Source organism: Halomarina rubra (genome assembly GCF_023699475.1).
GTDB lineage: Archaea > Halobacteriota > Halobacteria > Halobacteriales > Haloarculaceae > Halomarina > Halomarina rubra.
The window spans coordinates 1-16329 of record NZ_JALXFV010000003.1 but is presented as its reverse complement, the minus strand read 5'-3'; the positions used below and the strand labels follow the sequence as shown (position 1 = coordinate 16329).

Annotated in this window: 16 protein-coding genes and 1 tRNA gene; 11 read left to right on the top strand and 6 right to left on the bottom strand. The window is 67.5% G+C overall.

Going from position 1 to position 16329, the window contains the following annotated elements; all coding sequences use genetic code 11:
• Positions 1-122: 122 nt before the first annotated feature.
• The 6 genes from M1L36_RS05265 to M1L36_RS05240 all read left to right on the top strand — a co-directional run bounded on the left by M1L36_RS05265 (position 123) and on the right by M1L36_RS05240 (position 5072).
• A complete protein-coding gene (locus M1L36_RS05265; RefSeq protein WP_369694215.1) occupies positions 123-1193 on the top strand; it encodes a thiamine pyrophosphate-dependent dehydrogenase E1 component subunit alpha in 1071 nt (356 codons plus the stop codon).
• Positions 1190-2206, top strand: coding sequence for an alpha-ketoacid dehydrogenase subunit beta (locus M1L36_RS05260; RefSeq protein ID WP_250872676.1), 1017 nt, complete (start codon positions 1190-1192; stop codon positions 2204-2206). Before M1L36_RS05265 ends, M1L36_RS05260 begins: the two co-directional genes overlap by 4 nt.
• The gene (locus tag M1L36_RS05255; RefSeq protein ID WP_250872675.1) at positions 2203-2463 is read left to right on the top strand and encodes a lipoyl domain-containing protein; all 261 of its coding nucleotides are present in this window, start codon (positions 2203-2205) and stop codon (positions 2461-2463) included. The genes M1L36_RS05260 and M1L36_RS05255 overlap by 4 nt, the downstream gene beginning before the upstream one ends.
• Before the next feature lie 277 nt (positions 2464-2740).
• Positions 2741-3328: a 2Fe-2S iron-sulfur cluster-binding protein gene (locus tag M1L36_RS05250; protein WP_250872674.1), complete on the top strand. Its 588-nt coding sequence runs from the start codon at positions 2741-2743 to the stop codon at positions 3326-3328.
• Positions 3329-3479: 151 nt separating this feature from the next.
• Positions 3480-4955, top strand: a complete 1476-nt coding sequence (locus M1L36_RS05245; protein WP_250872673.1) for an MATE family efflux transporter — start codon at positions 3480-3482, stop codon at positions 4953-4955.
• Between the two features lie 44 nt (positions 4956-4999).
• Positions 5000-5072 (top strand) — tRNA-Arg (locus M1L36_RS05240).
• Between the two features lie 242 nt (positions 5073-5314).
• Here M1L36_RS05240 and M1L36_RS05235 read toward each other — a convergent pair.
• The 3 genes from M1L36_RS05235 to M1L36_RS05225 all read right to left on the bottom strand — a co-directional run bounded on the left by M1L36_RS05235 (position 5315) and on the right by M1L36_RS05225 (position 8352).
• The gene (locus M1L36_RS05235; RefSeq protein WP_250872672.1) at positions 5315-5881 is read right to left on the bottom strand and encodes a metal-dependent hydrolase; all 567 of its coding nucleotides are present in this window, start codon (positions 5879-5881) and stop codon (positions 5315-5317) included.
• A gap of 134 nt (positions 5882-6015) precedes the next feature.
• On the bottom strand, positions 6016-6435 hold the full coding sequence (locus tag M1L36_RS05230) for a hypothetical protein (protein WP_250872671.1): 420 nt from the start codon (positions 6433-6435) through the stop codon (positions 6016-6018).
• A gap of 96 nt (positions 6436-6531) precedes the next feature.
• Positions 6532-8352, bottom strand: coding sequence for an SLC13 family permease (locus M1L36_RS05225; RefSeq protein WP_250873440.1), 1821 nt, complete (start codon positions 8350-8352; stop codon positions 6532-6534).
• Between the two features lie 339 nt (positions 8353-8691).
• On the opposite strand from M1L36_RS05225, the gene M1L36_RS05220 reads away from it, so the two are divergent.
• Positions 8692-9450 (top strand): hypothetical protein, encoded by a 759-nt coding sequence (locus M1L36_RS05220; RefSeq protein ID WP_250872670.1) that lies wholly within the window; start codon positions 8692-8694, stop codon positions 9448-9450.
• A gap of 27 nt (positions 9451-9477) precedes the next feature.
• Here the strand turns inward: M1L36_RS05220 and M1L36_RS05215 are convergent, their stop codons facing one another.
• On the bottom strand, positions 9478-10215 hold the full coding sequence (locus M1L36_RS05215) for a ferredoxin--NADP reductase (protein WP_250872669.1): 738 nt from the start codon (positions 10213-10215) through the stop codon (positions 9478-9480).
• A 132-nt stretch (positions 10216-10347) separates the two neighbouring features.
• On the opposite strand from M1L36_RS05215, the gene M1L36_RS05210 reads away from it, so the two are divergent.
• Both M1L36_RS05210 and M1L36_RS05205 read left to right on the top strand, forming a co-directional pair.
• Positions 10348-11553 carry a metal-dependent hydrolase family protein gene (locus tag M1L36_RS05210; protein ID WP_250872668.1) on the top strand — a complete coding sequence of 402 codons (1206 nt, stop codon included), beginning with the start codon at positions 10348-10350 and terminating at the stop codon, positions 11551-11553.
• Between the two features lie 130 nt (positions 11554-11683).
• Complete coding sequence (locus tag M1L36_RS05205; RefSeq protein ID WP_250872667.1) at positions 11684-12118, top strand: hypothetical protein; 435 nt, start codon at positions 11684-11686, stop codon at positions 12116-12118.
• A gap of 27 nt (positions 12119-12145) precedes the next feature.
• On the opposite strand, the gene M1L36_RS05200 is transcribed toward M1L36_RS05205, so the two are convergent.
• Positions 12146-12856 carry an SDR family NAD(P)-dependent oxidoreductase gene (locus tag M1L36_RS05200; RefSeq protein ID WP_250872666.1) on the bottom strand — a complete coding sequence of 237 codons (711 nt, stop codon included), beginning with the start codon at positions 12854-12856 and terminating at the stop codon, positions 12146-12148.
• A 75-nt stretch (positions 12857-12931) separates the two neighbouring features.
• Here M1L36_RS05200 and M1L36_RS05195 point away from each other — a divergent pair, with 75 nt between their 5' ends.
• Positions 12932-13558, top strand: a complete 627-nt coding sequence (locus tag M1L36_RS05195) for a hypothetical protein (protein ID WP_250872665.1) — start codon at positions 12932-12934, stop codon at positions 13556-13558.
• A 73-nt stretch (positions 13559-13631) separates the two neighbouring features.
• Here M1L36_RS05195 and M1L36_RS05190 read toward each other — a convergent pair whose 3' ends face one another.
• Positions 13632-14105, bottom strand: coding sequence for a deoxyuridine 5'-triphosphate nucleotidohydrolase (locus M1L36_RS05190; RefSeq protein WP_250872664.1), 474 nt, complete (start codon positions 14103-14105; stop codon positions 13632-13634).
• A 250-nt stretch (positions 14106-14355) separates the two neighbouring features.
• Between M1L36_RS05190 and M1L36_RS05185 the strand changes: the two genes are divergently transcribed.
• Positions 14356-16329 (top strand): aconitate hydratase (locus tag M1L36_RS05185; protein ID WP_250872663.1); only part of this gene is annotated, 1974 nt, incomplete at its 3' end.

Below are 16329 nucleotides of genomic sequence, written 5' to 3'. Positions count from 1 at the left end.
TCCCCTCGGAGACCGTTCCAACGTCGAACTGTTCGCCGAACGAACCTAACGAACGTTTATTATGTTTCTCGGGAAGGGTGTAACGGGGCAGGACCATGGTAAGCGTCAACACACGAAAGCGGATGTACGAGACGATGGTGACCGCGCGTCACTACGAGGAGCGTCTCCAGGAGGAGTATCTGGAGGGGAAACAGCCCGCCTTCGACATCTCGGCGGGCCCCATCCCCGGCGAGTTGCACCTCGCGGCGGGCCACGAGGCCGCGGCGGCGGGCGTCTGTGCCCACCTCCGACCCGAGGACACCGTGACGGCGACTCACCGGCCACACCACGTCGCCATCGCGAAGGGCGTCGACCTGAAGCGGATGACCGCCGAGATATTCGGCCGGCGGACCGGTCTCTGTAAGGGGAAGGGCGGGCACATGCACCTGTTCGACCCGGACGTCAACTTCGCGTGCAGCGGCATCATCGCAGAGGGGAGTCCGCCCGCCGTGGGCGCGGCGCTCGCCGCGAAGAAACGCGGGACGACGGACGTCGCCGTCTCGTATCTGGGCGAGGGGGCCATCAGCCAGGGTGGGTTCCTCGAATCGCTGAACCTCGCGGCCGTCCAGAACCTCCCAGTCGTGTTCGTCATCGAGGACAACGACTGGGCCATCAGCATGCCGAAAGGCCGCGTCACGGACGTCGAGAACGGTTCCCAGCGCGCCGACGGGTTCGACATGCCGGGGGTGCGCGTCGACTACGACGACGCGCTGGCGGTGTACGAGACGGCCCACGACGCCGTCGAACGCGCCCGGGCGGGCAACGGCCCGACGCTCATCGAAGTGCAGGTCCACCGCCGGATGGGCCACTTCATGGGCGACGCCGAGGGCTACCGCCCGAAGGAGGACGTCGAGCGCGCGAAGCGCCTCGACTGCATCGAACGGTTGGCCGACGACCTGCGCGAGGAGGGCGTCACCGACGGCGACCTGGCGGAGTTGACCGACCGCGCCCACGAACGCGTCGAGGAGGCCATCGAGTGGGCGAAAGAGCAACCCGAACCGGACCCGGAGGAGGCGTTCGCCGACGTGTTCGTCAACCCGCCGGTGCGGGGCGAAATCGTCTCCGACGGCGGAGCGGACGACGCGGACGATTTGGAGGCGACGGACGCCGAACCACGGGAGAGCGACGCGGACGACGGAGGTGAGGACCGATGACCCAACAGGTAGCCAAACGCGAACTGACGATGAGCCGTGCGATGGTCGAGGCCATCGCCCACGAGATGCGCGAGAGCGAGGACGTGTTCTACATGGGCGAGGACGTCGCCGACTACGGCGGCATCTTCGACTCCACGCAGGGTCTCCTCGACGAGTTCGGCTACGACCGCGTGATGGACGTGCCCATCAGCGAGACGGCGTACATCGGTGCCGCCGTGGGGGCCGCTCAAGCGGGTATGCGCCCGATTGCGGAGCTGATGTTCGTCGACTTCTTCGGCGTCTGTATGGACCAGATCTACAACCAGATGGCGAAGAACACGTACATGAGCGGCGGGTCGGTGAACGTCCCGATGGTCCTGACGACGGCCGTCGGCGGCGGGTACAACGACGCCGGCCAGCACTCCCAGACGCTGTACGGCACGTTCGCGCACCTGCCGGGGATGAAGGTCGTCGTCCCCTCGAACGCCTACGACGCGAAGGGGCTGATGCACAGCGCCATCCGCGACGACGACCCGGTCGTCTACATGTTCCACAAGCGCCTGATGGGTATCGGCTGGATGCCCGCCCCCGAGGGACCGAAGACCGACGTGCCGGAGGAGGACTACACCGTCCCCTTCGGCGAAGCGGCGGTCAAGCGCGAGGGCGACGACGCCACCGTCGTCACGCTCGGTCTGCACGTCCACCGCGCGATGGAGGCCGCCGAGGGCTTGGCCGACGACGGCATCGAAGCGGAGGTTATCGACCTGCGGACGCTCGTCCCGTTCGACACCGAGACCATCGTCCAGTCGGTGCGGAAGACCGGCCGCCTCGTCGTCGTCGACGAGGACTACCGCTCGTTCGGCCTCACGGGTGAGGTGGTCGCCCGGGTCGCCGAACGCGCCCTCGACGACCTGGAGGCAGTCGAGCGGGTCGCCATCCCGGACGTGCCCATCCCGTACGCTCGCCCGCTGGAGCAGGCGGTCAACCCCAGCACGGCCGACATCGCCGAGGCGATTCGCACCGTCCACGAATGAGTGCGTCCGAGACGCTCGTCGACTCCGCGGCCGTCTGGCCCGCGGACTCGATGGACGTGGACGAAGCCGTCGTCAGCAACTGGTTCGTCCGCGAGGGTGGCCACGCAGACGCCGGCGACACCATCTGTGAGATACAGATCGAGAAGGTCTCCATCGACGTGCCGATGCCCGTCGCCGGCACCGTCACCGAGCGACTCGTCGGCGAGAACGACGTGTTCGCGCGTGGCGACCCGCTCGCACGAATCGACCCGGACTGAGACGGTTCGGGGGTGCGGTCGCGGTGCGGAGCGGTTGCGGAGCGGTTGCGGAGCGGTGCGGTGCTGTGCGGTCACGTTTTTCGACTGTACCGCGAGCGAACGAGCGTAGCGAGTGAGCGAGCGGGCCGACGACTGAACGGAGCGAGAGCGGAGTGAAGGAGGAGCGCTTTTGGTCCAGGTTTTGCCAGTGAGCCGCTGGCGGCTTGGCCGCCAGCACGCGAACGCAGCAAAACGTGGTATCGCAATGCTGTTAACGCCCCCTCGCTAACCCGCGAGCATGGTAGACGCACTGGGACTCGGCCTCGGGGCGGGCATCGTCCTCCTCGTCGTGCTCCTGCATTTCTCGCGGGGGACGGAGTGGACGCCCACCGAGGACATCTCCAACGAGTTGCTCGAACGCCGTGCTTCGACGGTCCCCGAGACGGACTTCCCCGAGCCGATGAACCGCTCTATCGGTGGCGGCGGTGTCGCTGCGGGTGCGGTCGCGGCCGGCTCCGAAGGTGAACTGGAAGAGGGCGAGGACGAGGCCGAAGAAGCCACCGACGACCCATCGGCCATCCCGGACGACGAGGCCGAGACCTACGAGATCGAGTTCGTCAAGGAGGGGACGACCATCGAGGTCAAGGAGAACACCACTGTGCTCGAAGCGGGCGAAGAGGAGGGCTGGGACCTCCCCTACGCCTGCCGAGAGGGTCAGTGTATCTCCTGTGCAGGTCACATCACCAGCGGCGGTCACTCCGAGGACTACATCAAACACCACACCAACGAGATGCTCGGCGACGCCGAGATGTCCGACGGGTACACCCTGACGTGCGTCGCGTACCCGGTGTCCGACTTCTCCATCGAGACGGGCGAGAGCCCGTAACTCCGCAGTTCGCTCTCACGTTCTCTCGCCGTTCATCGCTCGGCCGTCGAGCGTCCGGGTTCGCCGGAGCGCTCTCCCAGTGCCATAGCCACTCCTTCTCACGCCAGTCCTAAGACGACGCACCCGAACCCCTGACGAGAGTGAGTCCTCCGTGAGTCGAGAACGTAGCATCACCGAGGGTGGGTTGGCGTGGCCGCTGTTCACGCTCGCGTGGCCCATCGTCGTCACCGAACTGTTGCAGGTCGCGTACAACCTCGCCGACACCATCTGGCTCGGGCGGTACTCCGCGGCTGCCGTCGGCGCGATGAGCCTCGCGTTCCCGCTCATCTTCCTGTTGTTGTCGGTCGGCGGCGGGTTCACCGTCGCCGGGTCGACGCTGGTGGCGCAGTACACCGGCGCTGGGAGCGACGGCGACGCCGACTTCGTCGCCGGCCAGACGCTGTCGTTCGTGACGAAACTCGCCGTCGTGCTCGGCGCGTTGGGGTTCGTCGCGACCGGACCGATGCTGGGCGTGTTGCCGACCGACCCCGAGACCGCCCGCGAGGTCGTGCCGCTGGCGGCCGACTACATGGAGGTGTTCTTCCTCGGGACGCCGTTCCTGTTCGGCTTCTTCGTGTTCGCGGCGCTGATGCGCGGCTACGGCGACACCCGGACGCCGATGCTCGTCATGCTGCTCTCGGTGGTGTTGAACATCGTGCTCGACCCCATTCTCATCTTCGGATTCACCGAGAACCCGCTGTTCGGGATGCTCGGCGCGGGGGGCCTCCAGGCGAGCCTCTACGCCCAGACCGGTTTCACCGGGATGGGGGTCGAGGGGGCGGCGCTGGCGACGCTCATCGCGCGGGCGGTAGCGACGTTCGTCGGCGTCTACGTCCTGTTCGCCACCCACCTCGGCCCGGACCTCCGGGTCGAATACCTGAAGACTGACCGCGAGAGCGTCCGGAAGATAGTCGACATCGGCGTGCCGAGCGCGCTCGAACAGTCGACCAGCGCGCTGGCGATGATCACGCTCACCGCGATGGTCGTCACCTTCGCGACGCCCGTGGTCGCCGCTTACGGTCTCGGGAACCGGCTCATCTCGCTGGTGTTCCTCCCCGCGATGGGCCTCGGTCGTGCGACCAACACGATGGTCGGCCAGAACCTCGGTGCGCAGAAGGCCGGACGGGCCGAGCGCGCCGTCAGGCTCGCCGCCAGCGTCGGCGCGGGGGTGATGTTCGTCGTCGCCGTCGTCGCCTACCTGTTCGCAGAACCCGTCGTCTCGGTGTTCATGGGGACGGGGACCGAAGACGCGGCCGCGACTATCCGTCACGGCACGGAGTACCTCCGGATTCGTACCGTGGAGTTCGCGTTCATCGGCGTGTTGCAGGTCGTCCTCGGGGCGTACCGCGGCGCGGGGAACACGAAGACGGCGCTCGCCTTCTCGCTGATGGCGCTGTGGGTGGGTCGGGTTCCGACGGTCGCCTACCTCGTGTTCGTCGCGGGGTGGGGTCCGACGGGGCTGTGGGTCGGGATGGCGCTCGGCAACGTCGTCGGTGCGTTCGGCGCGGTGGCGTGGTTCCTCCGCGGGACGTGGAAGGAGTCGGTCGTCGAGGACCGGCCGACCGGCGCGACGCTCGCAGAGGACTGAAACTCACAACGGTTATGGGCGGCGGTCCGGTAGTCGGGGGCACAGGGCCCGTAGCTCAGTGGATAGAGTGCCAGGTTCCGGACCTGGTTGTCGGGGGTTCAAATCCCTCCGGGCTCGTCGGTTCTCTCTCGAACGAACGTGAGAGAGGAATCGACAGACAGCCGGTGGGTTTGGACCAGAGAGCGAACACGGTGAGCGACCATGGTTCGAAATCCCTCCGGGCTCGCTTCTACTCCGGCCGTCCACGCGAGGAGCGATGCGGCGACGAAGGATTCCGAATCGACGAGCGGCGTGACCGCGCTGCTCGGCGTTCGATTCGGTCCCGAATCACGCGAGCCCGACGGTGACGACCCTGCGTCTCACCGGGTCGGGTCGCTGCGGGCCCGCGCTCCCGAACGACCGTGTGTCAGGTACCAGAACGCGGCGTTGAACGCCAGACCGCCGACGAACAGGGCGATAGTCGCCCAGAACGACTTGTAGTAGAGGACGTCAACGTAGACGACCGGTCCCTCGACCAGCGGCCAGAGCACTTCGAGGCGTGTCGACTTGTCCGGTGCCGAGAGGGTGTCCGCGAAGAGGTGTGAGAGTCCGGTCACGAACACGACGACGACGCCGAGGGGGACGGCACGTGCTGCTGCCTCGCTGGACAGCCACTTCGTGTCGCCGAACAGTCGCCGCATCGCGAGTCCGAGCAGTGGGCCGACAGTCGCCGCCGCGAGCACGACGAACAGGACGGTGTGGACGACGCCGTGGTGGTGGACTCCGAGCGCGTCGATGGACGAGAGGACGAGGTCGGTGTCGGGGAGCATCCCGAACCAGAAGCCGACGGCCAGTACCGTCACCGCCGTTCGTTGGTCGTCGATGAACAACCAGCACGGTGACAACCATATCAGCGCCATCCCGAGGTGACCGAGCACGTCGACCATACACCCCCGACCACGCCGGGACTGATAGTTCCCTACTACCGACTCCTCCGGACGAGTGGTCGTCGAGCGCTACACTCGTCGCTCGCGCTCGGTGGTCGGTGCTTCGAAAAATCGAGAGAACTCCCGCGGCCGCCTCAGATCTCTTCGATGTCGAGTTCGTCGTCGTCGTCGCGCGAGCGCAGTGCCGACAGCGCGACGGCGGCGGCCCCGAGCAGGATGGCGACGGTGCCGAGTCGGCGGCCGGTGCGGCGGGCGTCCGCGAGTCGGGCCCCGATGGCCGTCCGGCGGCGTCGCTCGACCGTCGCGACGAGCTGACGACCGTCCTCGGTCTCGACCGTCGAGAGGTCGGTGATGGTCTCGCCGCTGCGGGCGTCGATGTCGAACGTCTCGGCGAGCGACCCGGCCGCCTCGCCGAACGTGACGGCACGTTCGCCCTCGAACTGCTCTTCTTCTGGCTCCTCCTCGCCGGTGGCGACGCCGGGGTCGACCGCTTCGGCCTCGACCTCCTCGGTCGTCTCCTCGTCTTCGATTTCGATGTCTACCGTGTCGGACATACCCGCAGGAAGTAGCGACGAGGGGAAAAGCGTGATGGCGGCACAGCGTGCCGTTCTCGGCGTCGTGAAAGTCTCTCTCCTCGACTCGGTGCCGGTCTACGCACCCAGTCCCCGCAGCGCGACGATGGCACCGACGGTGAGCACCGACAACAGCAGTTGGAGCAGGCCGCCGACGCGGGCGTAGTCGCTGAACTTGTAGCCGCCGGGGCCGTAGACGAACAGGTTCGTCTGGTAGCCGACGGGCGTCAGGAAGGCCGTCGAGGCGGCGAACGTCACTGCGAGGACGAACGCGAACGGGTTCGCGCCGACGCGGACGGCGGTGTCGACGGCGACGGGTAACATGAGGACGACGCTCGCGTTGTTCGAGATGACGTTGGTGATGAGGCTCGTCGCGACGTAGAACACCCAGAGGACGCCGATGGCGGGGAGGTACTCGCCGGTCATGGCGACGAGCGCGCCCAGCAGTTGTGCGCCGCCGGTGTTCTGGAGGGCGATGCCCAGCGGGATGACGCCCGCGAGCAGGAAGACGACGTTCCACTCGACGGACTCGTACACCTCGTTGGGGCGGATGACGCCCGTGACGAGCATGGCGACGACGCCCGCGAGCGCGCTGACGACGATGTCGAGGAGGCCGACGGCGGCGACGCCGACGACGGCAACGATGATACCGACCGCGAGCGGGATCTTGTCGGTGCGGTAGGCGGGCGTCTCGGGTTCGCGGGCGACGATGAAGTCGCGGTTCTCCGCGAGTCGGTCGAGGCTGTCGGGGGTGGTCTGGACGAGCAGCGTGTCGCCAACCTGGATGGTGATGTCCTCCAGGCGGTTGCGGATGAGCTCCCCGCGCGAGCGGAACGCGAGGACGTTCGCGTCGTAGCGCTGGCGGAACGTCGAACTCTCCAGGGTCTCGCCGACGAGGAACGACCCGCGCGGGACGACCACCTCGACGAGCTCTGGGTCGATGTCCTCGTCGGTCTCGGTGAGGTCGGCGTCCGAACGAGGGCCGCCGAGCAGGCTCAGGCCGTCGGCGAGCATGAACCGTCGGAGCGTGTTGCGGTCGGCGCGGACCCGGAGGGTGTCGCCCGCCTCGATCTCCTTCTTGCCGAGCGGTTCGGCGAACGTCTCGCCCGCGCGTTCGAGTTGGAGGATGTCGGCGTCGAACAGCGTCTCGTCGACCGCCCGCGAGACCGGCATCCCGACGAGGATGGAGTCCTCGTCGACGACGACGTCGGTCAGGAAGCCCTCTATCTCGTACTCCTCGACGTAGCCCTCCTCCGGGGGGATGCGTTCGGGCGTCAGGCGGTAGCCGACGGTCATCAGGTACACCGACCCGACGAGGAGGACGACGACGCCGATGTCGGTGAACTCGAACACCGAGAACGCGCGCAGTCCCAGGCCCGCGTAGCGCTCCTGCTCGCCGAGCGACGCCGCGGTTGAACTGGCGAGGATGTTCGTCGAGGTCCCGATGATGGTGAGCATCCCGCCGAGCATCGACGCGAACGAGAGGGGCAACAGGAGCTTCGACGGGGAGGTGCGGCCCTTGTGCGCCAAATCGGAGATGACCGGGACGAGGATGGCGACGACCGGCGTGTTGTTGATGAACCCCGAGGAGACGCTGGTGACGCCGATGGTCGCCGCCAACTGTTTTCGGCGGTCGGTGCCCGCGAACTGCGCCATCTTCCGGCCGAGAATCTGGACGGCCCCGGTCTTCGAGATGCCCGCAGAGAGGATGAGCATCGCGAGGACGGTGATGGTCGCCGGGTTCGAGAACCCCGAGAGGCCCTGTGTGACCGTGACGCCCGTCAGCGGTTCGAGCACCATCAGCGTCACCGCGACGAGCAGCGCGGTCACGTCGATGGGGAGGGCTTCGGTCGCGAACAGCACCAGCGCGAGGAGGACGACCCCGAAGACGACGAGCATCCCCGGGGTCACTGCCGGGACCGTCACCGACGACTGCACGAGAGGGGCCGTGTTCACGACCCCTACGTTGCGCGCAACTCGGATTAAACACTCCCCTCGACCGACCAGACGCGAGCGGTGACCACCCGTCGGCCGTGAGCTGTCGGCGGTCGACACAGTCTCCGGTAATACACATAGCCGACCGGACCGGTCGGGGTTCGACTATGTAGCGGCTACCGAGATGGAGAACGGGTCGTGACTGTGTGATACGTCCGGAAACGGACCTTGCCCGGAAACGGGCGTTGGCACACACACAATCATGGCACACGAACTGGCACGCGAATCGGGTGAGGAGCGGCGATGGGGCTGACCCGTCGAGCGTTCCTCCTTTCGGCAGGCGCACTGGGTTCGGCGGGCGTCACTGGCACGGCGCTCTCGGGTCCCGAGGCGGAGGTGAACGTGAAGATATGGTTCACCGAACAGGCGAGCGACCACGTGGCGTGGAACCGACTGCGCGACCACGTCCAGCGAGCGTTCGACCCGACGGGGAAACTCGTCGCCGTCGAGTTCGGCGGCACCGTCGAGACGTCGAGCGAGAACGCGTACGAACTGGTGACCGGCGGCGAGTGGCCCAAGAAACTCGCGCAGGGCACCGTCGGCGGCGAGGCGAAACCCGCAGACGACGTCAACCTCCTCGTCACCGCGCGCTCGATGTACGAGTTCCCGACCGGCGCGGGCATCCCGCACGTCGCCTCCGTCGGCGGCGCGGAGGCGCTCGCGAACCTCCCACCCGTCGAGGACTGTCCCGACGTCGTCGGCTGGTCCGACCCCGCCTACGCGCTGCAGGTCCTCCTCCACGAGTGCGGTCACGCCCTCGGCCTCGACCACGAGGACGGCTACATGGAACCGGCCGGCGACGAACTCGTCGTCAGCCCGATGGTCAGCGGCTACCCCTGGGAGTCCGACGAGGTGAAAGAACAGCAGTTCGACACCCAACAGGGCACCTGTGGCTGTGAGTTCGTCGACCCCGAGGGCCGCGACCCGCGACTGATGCTCACCTTCTCCGAGTGCGAGCGCGAACGCATCCGCGAGTACGACGGCGGCTACGCCCCCTGGTGACCCGCTCGCTCGGACCGCCGCTTCTCTTCACTCCTCGACCGCGCCGTCCTCCCAGCCCTCGGTGAACACCCGCTCGTCCGGGGCGTCGAGGGCCGCCAGCTCCTCGGTCGTGTCGACGACCATCTGGGGGACGCCACAGACGTAGAAGTCGCGGTCGTCGAACGAGTCGAACACGTCGTCGAGGTGGTCCTGAACGTGGCCTACCCGGCCGTTCCACTCGTAGCTCGAATCGGAGAGTACGAGCGTGTAGTCGAGGTTCGCGTGTTCGCTGGCGAGCTGTTCGAGCGTCTCGCGGTAGATGACGTGTTCCTGGTCCTTCTCGCCGTACAAGAAGTGAACGTGCCCGGAGCCGACCTCGAGGTACCGCTTGAGCATCGCTATCATCGGGGTGATGCCGGTGCCGGTCGAGACGAACGCGACGTCCTCGTCCGGGTCGTCGACGGCGAGGTTCCCCTCGAACTCGCCGATGGTGACGGTGTCTCCGACCCGGCGCTCGTGCATGTACGCCGAGGCGAGACCGTCGTCGTACACCTTGATAGCGAGGGTGACCTGGTCGCCGCCGGGGGTGTTGGTTGCGGTGTAGGGCCGGACGACGGTGTCGCCGGGCTCCGCGTCGCCGACGGCCCCCTCGCCGTCGAACTCGAACTGGACGGTGGTGTGCTGGCCCGGGTCGAAGTCGAACTCGTGGTCGGGCACGCGCAGTCGGAACTGCTTGACCCTCGGCGTGAGACGGTGCACCGCGACGACCTCGGCCTCCTCGGACATGGAACCGACGACTCGCGGAATCGGCCTAAGGCTGTGGCTGGCTTCTGCGGGTCGCCGCGACCCGACTCCGGGACTCTCTCGAAGCCCGCCGCTTTCGGTACGTTGATGCGCTCGGCAGCGGCGTGTCAACACATGCCGACCATCGACTGCGGGACGCTCGTCGACGGTATCGCCGACGAGCCACGCCACGACGTTCGTATCCGGGTCGCCGAGGGGCGCATCGACGCGGTGGGTCCGCCCGAGGACGTCGACGCCGACGATGAGCACTTCGACCACGACGTCGTGGTACCGGGCCTCGTCGACGCTCACATCCACCTCGCGGGGAGTCGCGTCATCGACCCGATGCACTGGGTCACCGAGGACGTCGCGACGCTGACTGCACGGGCGACGGCCGACTGCCGCAAACTGCTCGCCGCCGGGTTCACCAGCGTCCGGGACGTCGGGAGCGCCACCGGTCTCGGTCTCAAGCAGGCCGTCGCCGAGGGCGAGATTCCCGGCCCGCGAATCTACACCAGCGGGAAGAGCATCTCCCAGACCGCGGGCCACGGCGACACCCACTCGCTCCCCGTCGAGTGGGTCGCCAGCGACTCCGGGTTGGCGACGCTCGCCGACGGCGAGGCCGAGTGTCGCAAGACCGCCCGACAGCGCATCCGCCAGGGCGTCGACTGTCTGAAGATAATGACGACCGGCGGCGTGCTCTCGGAACTCGACGCGCCAGACCAGAGCCAGTTCACCGACCGCGAGATTCGGGCGTTCACCGAGGAGGCCCACCGCGTCGGCATCCCCGTCGCCTCCCACGCCCAGGGGACGCCGGGCGTCGTCAGCGCACTGGAGAACGGTGTCGACACCATCGAACACGGCTTCTACCTCGACGAGCATGCCATCGCGCTGTTCCACGAGCACGACGCGACGTTCGTCCCCACCCTCGCCATCATGCACCGCATCGTCGAACACGGCGCGGACCACGAGATGCCCGAGTGGGGCCTGCGGAAGGCCCGCGAGGCGTACGAAGCGCACGTCGACTCCGTCCGGCGCGCCTACGAGGCCGACGTTCCCATCGCGCTGGGGACGGACTTCATCGGCCCCGACCTCGTCCCCCACGGCGAGAACGCGCTGGAAGCCGAGTTGCTGGTGAACGAGATCGGCCTGAGCGAGATGGAGGCCATCCGGGCGGGCACCAGCGTCGCCGCCCGCACCGTCCCGGACGACGACATCGGTCGCGTCGAAGAAGGAGCGAAGGCCGACCTGCTCGCACTCGGTGCGGACCCGCTCGACGACATCTCGGCGCTGCGTGACGTCGAGACGGTGTACAAGGACGGCGAGCGGGCGGCGCTGTAACTCACGACCCGATTCGTCCCTGTGGTTCGGACGCGGTCGACGTGTTCGAAGACGGCGTTCCGGCAGCGTTCGCCCGGTCGTCGTGTACTCTCCTGCACAGCACTAAGTCGGCTGTGGGCGAACGAGCGGTATGGGCCGCGTAGACCGCTGGGGTCGGAACCATCCACGAATCAACGCCGTCGGTGGCCTCGTCGTCGGACTCGTACTGTTCGTCCTGGGGGTGCCCGCCACGCTCTGGTGGGTCCTGTTCGGCTTCGGACTCGCGCTCACGGTCGGCCTGCTCGCCCGACGACTCTTCGACTGGGAGTACTCGGGAGGCGACCCGGTGGACGGTCGCGGCGGGGGCGTCGCCGTGACGACGTTCTCCCTCGCGATGGTCGTCGAACTGTTCTTACTCGACATCCCGCTCCACCCGCTGGCGACGGTCGACACGGGGACCGAAACAGTGCCCATCGGACTCCTCTGGGTCTGCGTCTCCGTGATGCTGCTCGTCGGCGTGCTGCGCGCGCTCGCAATCGAAGTCCTGTACCTCACGACGAGTCGATTCCGGAACGACTCGCCGTGACTCGACTCCCCGGCGGGGCTGGCCGCTTCAGAACTCCTCGACGTGTGGGCGCACGTCGAGTTCGAGCGTCCACGCCGAGCGGTCCTGTTCGACGAGGTTCCAGTACGTCTCGGCGATGGCGTCGGGGTCGAGGTACTGCTCTCGTTCACTCTCGTCCAGTCCCTCGCGCGCGCTCGGGGTGAGGATGCCACCGTCGACGACGACGTGGGCGACGTGGACGCCCCGTGGTCCCAACTCGCGGGCCATCGACTCGGCCATCCCCCGACAGGCGAACTTCGCCGCGGAGAAACCGATGGCTCCGTCGCGTCCTCGTTTCGAGGTGGTCGCGCCGGTGAAGATGACCGTCCCGCCGGCCCCGCCCTCGCCCGACAGCATGTCGGCGACGGCCTCCTGCGAGCAGTACAGCGCGGCCTTCGGGCCGGTGTCGAGCGCGCGCTCGAACGACTCGTGGGTGACGTCGAGCGTGCCGTCCCAACTCGCCGCGCTGGCGTGGTTGACGAGCACGTCGACGGGACCGAACGCCTCCCGGACCGTCTCGAACCCCGCCGCGACCTGCGCGGGGTCGGTGAGGTCGGTCGGGACGGCGAGCGCGTCCGGTCCCAGCGAGTCGGCGAGGTCCTCGACGTACGCCTCCGAACGGGCGAACAGTCCGACCTGACAGCCTTCGGTGACGAAGCGGCGAGCGAGCGAGGCACCCAGACCGGGGCCGACCCCGGCGACGACGGCGGTTCGTGGCATAGGTTCCGTTCGGGGCCGACGGTGATGAGAGTCACCGACGGGTATTTGTATTCGAAAACGTGACAGTCTCACGAGATGGAAACGATGACAGTCGCGCTGCTCGGCGGCGCAGTGGTGCTCGTGGCGCTCGTCGGCGGCGGACTCCTCCTCCGGGCGAGGCGAGCGTCCGGCGGTTCCACGGCGCACGCTCGGACCGAGACCCCCCGGCCGACCCGCGACAGCACTGGCTCGACCGCTTCGAAGACCACCGGGTCGACCCAGGAGTCTTCCCGGTCCGCTGCTGCGGCGACGGACGCGTCGCGGCCGGCCCAGGAGCGCGGGACGAGTCTCTCGGCGGACATCGAAGCACAGCTCTCGGAGTCGCCCTCGACCGAAGCTACCACGGCGACCGCTACGACCACGGCGTCGTCGACGCCGACAACTGGTGGGTCGTCGGCCGAGGACGACGGCAGTCTCGACGACCTCTGGGACGACTCGACGACGATGGAGGGTGACGGCGACGACCTCTCGGCGGCCTCCGAGGCGCTGTTGAACGCCGACGACCTGAGCGACGACGACTGGTCCACCGACGGCGAGTGCGCGTCCGGCGACGGCGACGACCTGTTCGCCTCTTCGGACGAGTCGTCGAGCCGGGACTACCGTGCGGCCGACCCGGACGCCGGCGGCGACCCGGACGACGACCTGGACTCGTTGTTCTCGTGAGTGAACGCAGTGAACGAGCGAGTGCCAGCGAGACGAGCGACGCGACGGTCGACGGTCGACGGTCGACGGTCGGTCAGCGGTTCTCGCCCTGGTAGTCGCCGTCGTAGGTCTCCTCGTGGTCCGCGCGTGCGAACACCAGTTGCGCGATACGCGCGCCGGCCTCCAGTTCGAGTTCGTGGCCGACCTGCAACAACCCCTCCCCGCGACCCTCGTAGCCGGCGTCCCAGACGGCGGTGTTGAGCATCGCCGAGTTTCGCAGTAGCGACGAGCGAGGGTAGACGAACCCGACGTGGTCGTCGGGGATACGGATGACCTGTTCGTAGCGGACGACGTACGCACCCGGAGAGAGCCGGTAGACGGTGTCGTCGGGGCCGGACAGCGCTTCGACTCGCTCGCGCTCGCCGACGCTCTTTCCGCCGCGAGCGACCCGTCCGGGTTCGACCTGCTCGAACACCGCTTCGAGGGTGAGGTCGAGACCGTTGGGCTGGACCTGGCGCTCTCGAACTGGCTCGCACTGCTCGGCGACGAACGCGCCGCTTCTGAACATGGCCGAGGTGACGAGGGCGACGGCAAGACGCTACTGGTTCTCGGAGCGCGTCGAAGGGTCGCACGCCGACACCACACCGCGGCCGTCCCGTCGTGCGATGCGGTGCCAATCCAACCGTCAAGAACGTTCGTGGAGGTTCGGCGGTTCTGACTCGGCGCAACGGTCGAATTCGACTGTTTTAGGCCGTCCTAACGCAAGCGTGGCCGGACACGGGTGATTTATATTTGTGGCCGGGCGACGTTCGGGTGATATGGGACAGACGCTTACGGAACAGATTCTCGACGACCACCTCGTCGAGGGCGAACTCGAGACCGGCGAGGAGATCGGTATCGAGATCGACCAGGTGCTCACACAGGACACGACCGGGACGCTCGTCTGGCTCCAGTTCGAGGCGCTCGGACTGGACGAGGTCCAGACGGAACTGGCCGCCCAGTACTGTGACCACCAGACGTATCAGTTCGACTTCAAGAACACGGACGACCATCGCTTCCTCCGTTCGGCCGCGGGCACGTTCGGCGCTCACTTCTCGCGTCCGGGCAACGGTATCTGCCACAACGTCCACAAGGAGAACTTCGCCGCGCCCGGCAAGACGCTCCTCGGTTCGGACTCCCACACGCCGACGCCCGGTGGCCTCGGCGAACTCGCCATCGGTTCGGGTGGCCTCGACGTCGCCGTCGCCATGGGTGGCGGCCCCTACTACATCGAGATGCCCGAGGTCGTCAACGTGCGACTCGAAGGCGAGCTCCCCGCGTGGTCCACCGCGAAGGACGTCATCCTCGAGATGCTCCGACGCCTCTCCGTGAAGGGCGGTGTCGGCAAGATCTTCGAGTACACCGGTCCCGGTGCGGACTCCCTCAGCGTTCCGGAGCGCACCACCATCACGAACATGGGGACGGAGCTCGGCGCGACCTCCTCGCTGTTCGGCACGGACGAGAAGACCGAGGAGTACCTCGCCCGTCAGGGTCGTGCAGACGAGTACGTCGAACTCACCCCCGACGACGACGCGGAGTACGACGACGAGATCGTCATCGACCTCTCGGACCTCGAACCGCTCATCGCGTGCCCGTCGATGCCCGACAACGTCGTCCCGGTCCGCGAGGTCGCGGGCGAGGACGTCGAGCAGGTCATCGTCGGCTCCTGTACGAACGGTGGCTACGAGGATATCCTCCCGGCCGCGAAGATGCTCGAAGGCCGTGAGATCGACATGAAGACCGAGATGATCGTCGCGCCCGGTTCGAAACAGGCGTCCGAGATTCTCGCGCGTGAAGGCTGGACGGCCGAGATGATGGCCGCTGGCGTCAACTTCTCCGAGGCGACGTGTGGGGCCTGCATCGGCATCGGCCACGTCCCCGCTTCCGACTCCGTCTCGCTGCGGACCTTCAACCGCAACTTCGAGGGTCGCTCCGGTATCGAGGACGACAACGTCTACCTCTGCTCGCCGGAGGTCGCCGCCGCGGCGGCCATCAAGGGCGAAATCGTCGACCCGCGTGACCTCGCGGACGAACTCGGCGACATGGAAGACCCCGGCTTCGAGATGCCCGAGAAGTACAACGGGTCGAAGACGGACCTCATCGCCCCCCAGGAGGCCGTCGACGACGGTCTCGTCAAGGGGCCGAACATCGGCGACGTCCCGCTGAAGGACCCGCTCGACGCCCACCTCGAGGGCGAAGTCCACCTCAAGATGGAGGACAACATCACGACCGACCACATCATCCCTGCCACGCAGGACATTCTGATGTACCGGTCGAACATCCCGAAGCTCTCGGAGTTCACGCTCTCGCGTGTCGACGACACGTTCGCCGAGCGCGCACTGGAGGGTGACGGCGGCTTCCTCGTCGCCGGCGAGAACTACGGCCAGGGCTCCTCGCGTGAGCACGCCGCGCTCTGTCCGATGTACCTCGGTATCGAGGGCGTCCTCGCACAGAGCTTCGCGCGTATCCACCGCGCGAACCTGTTCAACTTCGGTCTGCTCCCGCTGACCATCGACGAGGACACCTACGCGAAGATCGAGCAGGGCGACGACATCGAGATCGTCGACGACGTCGCGGAGGCCGTCGAGTCCGGCCAGGAGGAGTTCACCATCCGCGTCAACGACGACTGGGAGGCGACGGGCAACCTCGACGCCTCCGAGCGCGAACGTCGTATCCTCTCGGCCGGTGGCAAGCTGCCACTGACCCGCCAGCAGTACCAGGACGGCGGCAGCGGCGCGACGCCCGCCGACGAC